Annotated in this window: 8 protein-coding genes and 1 pseudogene; 7 read left to right on the plus strand and 2 right to left on the minus strand. The window is 34.8% G+C overall.

Annotation, left to right across the window (positions count from 1 at the left end):
• Nucleotides 1-407 (plus strand): GIN domain-containing protein (locus tag ACOYLP_RS09740; RefSeq protein WP_422855981.1); only part of this gene is annotated, 407 nt, incomplete at its 5' end.
• A 30-nt stretch (nucleotides 408-437) separates the two neighbouring features.
• Here the strand turns inward: ACOYLP_RS09740 and ACOYLP_RS09745 are convergent.
• Both ACOYLP_RS09745 and pyrR read right to left on the minus strand, forming a co-directional pair.
• Nucleotides 438-1,364, minus strand: coding sequence for an aspartate carbamoyltransferase catalytic subunit (locus ACOYLP_RS09745; protein WP_422855982.1), 927 nt, complete (start codon nucleotides 1,362-1,364; stop codon nucleotides 438-440).
• Nucleotides 1,365-1,413: 49 nt separating this feature from the next.
• Complete coding sequence (pyrR, locus tag ACOYLP_RS09750) at nucleotides 1,414-1,947, minus strand: bifunctional pyr operon transcriptional regulator/uracil phosphoribosyltransferase PyrR (RefSeq protein WP_396140202.1); 534 nt, start codon at nucleotides 1,945-1,947, stop codon at nucleotides 1,414-1,416.
• A 242-nt stretch (nucleotides 1,948-2,189) separates the two neighbouring features.
• Between pyrR and ACOYLP_RS09755 the strand changes: the two genes are divergently transcribed.
• The 6 genes and pseudogenes from ACOYLP_RS09755 to ACOYLP_RS09780 form a co-directional block, all read left to right on the plus strand.
• On the plus strand, nucleotides 2,190-3,317 hold the full coding sequence (locus ACOYLP_RS09755; RefSeq protein WP_422855983.1) for a methionine aminotransferase: 1,128 nt from the start codon (nucleotides 2,190-2,192) through the stop codon (nucleotides 3,315-3,317).
• Nucleotides 3,318-3,344: 27 nt separating this feature from the next.
• The gene (locus ACOYLP_RS09760) at nucleotides 3,345-4,256 is read left to right on the plus strand and encodes an SDR family oxidoreductase (RefSeq protein WP_422855984.1); all 912 of its coding nucleotides are present in this window, start codon (nucleotides 3,345-3,347) and stop codon (nucleotides 4,254-4,256) included.
• 170 nt (nucleotides 4,257-4,426) lie between these two features.
• Nucleotides 4,427-5,194 (plus strand): ParA family protein, encoded by a 768-nt coding sequence (locus tag ACOYLP_RS09765; RefSeq protein WP_422855985.1) that lies wholly within the window; start codon nucleotides 4,427-4,429, stop codon nucleotides 5,192-5,194.
• A 3-nt stretch (nucleotides 5,195-5,197) separates the two neighbouring features.
• A complete protein-coding gene (locus ACOYLP_RS09770) occupies nucleotides 5,198-6,097 on the plus strand; it encodes a ParB/RepB/Spo0J family partition protein (protein ID WP_422855986.1) in 900 nt (299 codons plus the stop codon).
• Nucleotides 6,097-6,654, plus strand: a complete 558-nt coding sequence (locus ACOYLP_RS09775; protein WP_422855987.1) for a DUF5683 domain-containing protein — start codon at nucleotides 6,097-6,099, stop codon at nucleotides 6,652-6,654. Before ACOYLP_RS09770 ends, ACOYLP_RS09775 begins: the two co-directional genes overlap by 1 nt.
• A pseudogene (locus ACOYLP_RS09780) lies at nucleotides 6,655-6,913 on the plus strand (4-hydroxy-tetrahydrodipicolinate reductase); the annotation flags it as partial.

A 6,913-nucleotide genomic window follows, 5' to 3' on the forward strand; every position in this document is an offset into this window, starting at 1 on the left:
AAAACTTCACGTTGATGGCCAACGATAAATCGAAAGTAGAACTCAATTTAAAATCTGAAAAAACAGCTGTTGATGTAAGCAAAAGCGCTTATGTAAAAGCACTTATTTCCTCTGGCGAAATGAAATTTGATATGTATCAAAAAGCAACTGCGGAAGTAGAAGGTGATGCAATAGATTTAAAACTCCGATTGGATAACAACACCGATTTCACTGGTGAAAAATTTAAAGCTACAAATGCTTTAGTAGAAACTTCAGGTTATTCCAAAACAAATATTAATATCAGTAATATAGCAACTCTAGATGCTTCCGGAAATAGTGAAATAGAATTGTATGGAGAACCCATAAAAATTGAAATCAAGCACTTTACCGATAGTGCTAATTTACAAAAAAAACCAACTAAAAAATAAAGAAAATCCCATCAATTTAAAAGATGGGATTTATGGTTGTATTTTAGAAGCCAAAAGATAAATCACCGCCATTCTGATGGCAACACCATTTTCGACTTGCTCTAGGATGACTGATTGTTTAGAGTCGGCTACATCTGAAGTAATTTCTACTCCCCTATTAATTGGTCCAGGGTGCATAATAACAATTTCTTTTGATAAAGAATCTAAAAGTTGTTTGTCAACACCATATTGCTGTGCGTATTCTCGTGTTGATGGAAAGTAATTAAAATCCATTCTTTCGTTTTGAACGCGAAGCATATTGGCTACATCACACCATTCTAGTGCTTTTCTCAGGTTTGGTTCCACAGTTACACCAAGACTTTCAATGTGTTTGGGAATTAAGGTTTTTGGCCCACATACTTTTACTTCCGCACCCTGCATTTGGAGTGCATAGATATTGGATAATGCTACTCGTGAATGTAAAATATCACCAACGATTACCACTTTCTTACCTCCTACTTCGCCCAATCTTTCTTTGATGGAATAACAATCTAAAAGTGCTTGTGTTGGATGTTCATGTGCTCCATCTCCAGCGTTGATGATGCTTGCCTTTACATTTTGTGATAAGAAGTAAGCAGCTCCGGGATTTGCATGCCGCATAACTACCATATCTACTTTCATCGAAAGGATATTGTTTACCGTGTCTATCAATGTTTCTCCCTTTTTTACTGAAGATTGTGCTGTAGAAAAACTAATAACATCCGCGGATAATCTTTTTTGAGCTAACTCAAAGGAAAGTTTGGTTCGTGTACTGTTTTCGAAAAAGATATTGGCAATGGTAATGTCGCGAAGCGATGGTACTTTTTTAATAGGCCGATTGATGACTTCTTTAAAATGGTCAGCCGTTTCAAATATCAAATCGATATCTTGCTTGTTAAGATACTTTATCCCTAATAAATGGTTAACTGATAGTTCCAATTGAGTCTGTGGTTTGTAGTTAGTTGTTTATAGTTTTAATTCATAATTCCTAAATCAAGTATACTGCATCTTCTCCATCCTTCTCCTTCCAACAGACTTTTACTTTTTCATCATTAATAACATCAACTTGGCGACCTCTATAATCAGGTTGTATTGGCAGATGACGACTGAATCTTCTATCAATCAATACTAACAGTTCTATTTCTGAAGGTCTTCCAAAGGATTGTATGGCAGTCAATGCAGCTCGTATACTTCTTCCTGTGAAGAGTACATCGTCAATAAAGACAACTTTCTTATCTTCAACTAGGAAGTCAATTTGTGTCTTATTTGCTTCTAACTGTTTTTCGCCACGACGAAAATCATCACGAAAAAAAGTGATGTCTAAAAACCCTAAAGATATATTTTTGATGTTGTATTCAGTTTCTAAAATGATCTTCAATCGTTCAGCGAGCGAAACACCGCGGGGTTGAATTCCAATAAGAACTGAGTTGGAAAAATCAAGGTGATTTTCAATCAACTGACAAGCCAAACGATGGAGTATGATATTGACTTCTTTGGAAGTGAGCAATACTTTTTGACTCATGATAGTGTAGTTTGGGATACAAATATAAGAATTATGAATTAGGTTCTTTAATTATGATTTAAAGAATTAAAAAAAGATAAAATTTTCCTGACCATAATACTTGCAAATAAGTATTTTTTTTATTGTAAATAATTTTGTCGATGGGTTTTCATTCTTCAGCTTATAAAAATTGAGATAAAACTATTAAAAGTACATAAATATGATAGTGGTTTTTTTGTACTTTTAAATTTCTAAAAAAGTATATGTCCAAACTTACTCATATCTGCACGAGCATCTTTACTGTTATGTCGCAAATGGCAACCGAACACAATGCTATTAATCTTTCACAGGGATTCCCTAATTTTCCGGTTGACAAAAGATTAAGTGATATTTTTGCCCGACTGGCATCTGAAAACGTACATCAATATAGTCCAATGAGCGGATATCCCCCGCTTTTAGAAAAAATTGCTGGACTTACCCAACAATCATATCGAAGAATAGTTAATCATAAGAGTGAAATCCTTATCACCGCTGGCGCGACCGAAGGAATTTTTGCTACTATACAAGCTTTAGTAAATACAAACGATGAAGTCATTATTCTTGATCCAAGTTACGATTGTTATGAAGCTCCAATTTTGTTAAGCAACGCCAAACCAATTCGGGTGGCACTTAATGATGATTTCACACCCAATTGGGAAAATATAAATTCGGCAACAAACGAGAATACAAAACTTATCATGATCAACAATCCGCATAACCCAACAGGTAAAACCTGGACTTCAGCAGATTTTGATCAATTAGAAAAATTAGTTGACTCCTTCCCTAACCTATTCATTTTTTCGGATGAAGTTTATGAATATATTACTTTTGAACAGACACATATTTCAATACATAATCGTCAAAAATTGTGGAATCGAAGCATTACAGTTTCTTCTTTTGGAAAATCATTTCACATTACAGGATGGAAAATTGGTTACGTCATTGCACCGGAACATTTGATGAAAGAAATCAAAAAAGTGCATCAATTCCTTGTTTTTAGTGTGAATAGTATTTCGCAAGTTGCCATTTCGGAATATCTTGATATTGTTGATGTCTATAGTCTTGGGAATTTCTACCAAGAAAAAAGAGATTTCTTCCGTAATTTATTGAAAGAAACCAAACTGCAACTCTTACCTTGCGAGGGCACTTATTTTCAGGTTGCTTCTTATGCCAATATTTCAAGTGAAGATGATATGACTTTCACCAAGCGATTGGTAACCGAATTTGGTGTGGCAGCCATTCCGATTTCTCCTTTCTATGCAGGTGGGAAAGATACTAAATGCATTCGATTTTGCTTTGCCAAAGATGACGCAACACTAACTCAAGCTGCTGAAAGATTAATAAAACTATAATTATATTTACCAAAAAAATAAAACCTTATGAATTTTTCTGCAAAAATGCTTCGGGATAATGCATTATCCGATAAAGTAATAGTAGTTACCGGAGGCGGAAGTGGATTGGGTAAAGCCATGACCAAATATTTTCTTGAATTAGGTGCCAAAGTAGCTATTACATCGCGCGATTTAGAAAAACTAAAAAACACTGCTTCCGAATTGGAAAAGGAAACTAGTGTAACCCGAGACGAAGCCGAACTGAGCGGAGTTAAATGTCTTCCAATTCAATGTGATGTTCGTCATTATGATCAAGTTGAAGCTATGCTTGCTGAAGTATTGAAAACTTTTGGAAGAGTTGATGTATTGCTAAATAATGCAGCCGGAAACTTCATCTCGCCTACCGAAAGACTTTCTGCTAACGCTTTCGATACTATCATCGATATTGTTTTAAAAGGTTCCAAAAACTGCACACTCGCTTTTGGTAAACATTGGATTGCCGAAAAACAAACCAATTGCAATGTTTTGAATATTGTAACAACTTATGCTTGGACAGGTTCGGGTTATGTGGTGCCAAGTGCTACCGCCAAAGCCGGAGTTTTAGCAATGACCAGAAGTTTAGCAGTAGAATGGGCAAAATACGGTATTCGAATGAACGCCATCGCTCCCGGACCATTTCCAACCAAAGGTGCTTGGGACAGATTATTACCCGGAGATTTAGCCGAAAAGTTTGATATGGCGAAAAAAGTCCCAGTGAAACGCGTGGGCGACCACCAGGAATTAGCCAATTTAGCAGCTTATTTAGTTTCTGATTTTTCTGCCTACATAAATGGTGAAGTCATTGTCATTGACGGCGGTGAATGGTTACAAGGCGCAGGGCAATTCAACATCTTAGAAAAGATTCCGCAAGAAATGTGGGATATGCTTGAAACAATGATTAAGAATAAAGGAAGTAAATAGTTAGAATCCAAAGTCTCAGTCTCAACCTCAGTAGGTAGATTTTTTTGGCTGAAAACTGCAACTAGTACTTAAAACTAAAACACTCAAAACTTTACAAGAATGTTAACAAAATTCAGTTGGCTAAGCCATAAATAATTGTATTTTTACGGCTCTATATTTTTAAAAATTAAATGGGTAAAATCATTGCTATTGCCAATCAAAAAGGTGGTGTTGGAAAAACAACAACTTCTGTAAATCTTGCAGCATCACTTGGAGTTTTAGAAAAAAAAGTGCTTATAATAGACGCTGATCCACAAGCAAACGCGAGTTCCGGTTTAGGTATTGATGTGGAAAATGTGACTACTGGTACCTATCAAATTCTGGAACACAGCAATACACCTGTAGAAGCAATTATTCCATGCAGCGCACCAAATGTTTGGGTAATTCCTTCGCATATTGATTTGGTTGCCATTGAAATCGAGTTGGTTGACAAAGAAAATCGAGAGTACATGCTTAAACAAGCTTTGGAAAGCATCAAAAACGAATATGATTATATCCTAATTGATTGTGCCCCATCTTTAGGTTTGTTAACATTAAATGCATTAACCGCTGCCGATAGCGTGGTCATTCCTATTCAATGTGAATACTTTGCTTTAGAAGGTTTAGGAAAACTATTAAACACGATTAAAAGTGTTCAAAAAATACACAACGCAAATTTGGATATCGAAGGACTTTTATTAACCATGTTTGACTCCCGTTTGCGATTGTCTAATCAAGTGGTTGAAGAAGTGCAAAAACATTTTAGTGATATGGTTTTCAAAACAATCATTCAACGAAATGTAAAATTAAGTGAGGCACCAAGTTTTGGTGAAAGTATCATTAACTTTGATGCAACTAGCAGAGGCGCAACAAACTACTTGAGTTTAGCCCAAGAAATTATCAAGAAAAACAGCAATTAAAGCATGGCAAAAGCTATAAAAAAACAAGCATTAGGAAGAGGTTTATCAGCCTTATTAAAAGATCCTGATAATGATATAAAATCGATTGGTGATAAAAATGCTGACAAAGTTGTAGGCAATATTATTGAATTAGATATTGAGGCAATTGCCATAAATCCATTTCAACCAAGAAGTAATTTCAATGAAGATTCGCTGCAAGAATTAGCGTCGTCTATCAAAGAGTTAGGGTTAATTCAACCTATAACCGTTCGAAAATTAGAATTCAATAAATACCAATTAATTTCTGGTGAACGTCGTTTACGTGCTTCAAAATTAGTTGGTTTGACTACGGTTCCGGCTTACATTAGAATTGCCAATGACAATGAATCATTGATAATGGCTTTGGTAGAAAACATTCAACGTCACGATTTAGACCCAATTGAGATTGCGCTTTCGTATCAAAGATTAATTGACGAAATTCAATTGACACAGGAACAAATGAGCGAACGCGTTGGAAAAAAACGTTCTACGATTGCCAACTATTTGAGATTGTTAAAGTTAGACCCAATCATTCAAACCGGAATTCGTGATGGTTTTATCAGTATGGGACACGGTCGTGCAATTATCAATATTGAAGATCAGGACGTACAGACCGATATTTACCAAAAAATCGTAAGTCAAAATCTTTCAGTTCGTGAGACTGAAGCTTTGGTTAAAAATTACCAAGATAGCATTAAACCTAAATCTTCAAAAGCTAAAAAGACCGCTTCATTTAAAGTTGAAGATGACCAGAAAAAAGCATTCATAAATTTCTTCGGTTCAAAAATTGACGTAAAAGTTGCCGGAAACGGTAAAGGAAAAATCACGATTCCATTTCACTCCGAAGAAGATTTTAATCGCATTATCAAACTAATAAAAGGTTAGTGAATAAGATTTTTTACATAGTAATACTCTCATTTCTATTTGGAAATCAATGTGTTTTTTCTCAGGAAATTGGTAAAGCTTTAAAAGCAAAAGACACTTTAAAACAAAAAGAAATTGATCCACTCCGACCAACAAAAGCTGCTTTTTATTCTGCTTTATTACCAGGATTAGGTCAGGCATACAATAAAAAATATTGGAAAATCCCCATTGTTTACGGTGCCATTGGAACAAGTTTGTATTTTTATATTGATAACAGTAAAAAATACCATAGCTATCGAGATGCTTACAAACGCAGATTATTAGGATTTGACGATGATCAATATCAATATCTTGATGATTCCAGATTAATACAAGCACAACGATTCTATCAAAGAAATAGAGATTTATCACTTTTAGTTACTATTGGTTTTTATGTATTAAATATAGTTGACGCTAATGTTGACGCACACTTAATACAATTCAACGTGAGTGATAAACTATCATTTCAACCTGATGTGTATATGAATGATATTGATTACAAACCAAACTTAGGACTAACTTTTAACTACAAATTCTAGATGAAAATAGCCTTATTAGGATATGGTAAAATGGGCAAAGTAATCGAAGGGATTGCTTTAGAAAGAGGTCATAAAATTGTATTAAAAAAAGACGAATTTAACACTTTTGATGGCTTAGCTTCAGCAGATGTTGCTATTGATTTTAGTGCACCAAAAGTTGCGGTTGAAAATATTTCTGCTGCTATTAATCATGGAATTCCGATAGTTTCGGGAACAACTGGTTGGTTAGAGAATTATCATTTAATGGAGAAGCTTTGTC

The organism is Flavobacterium sp., assembly GCF_049318325.1.
Lineage (GTDB): Bacteria > Bacteroidota > Bacteroidia > Flavobacteriales > Flavobacteriaceae > Flavobacterium.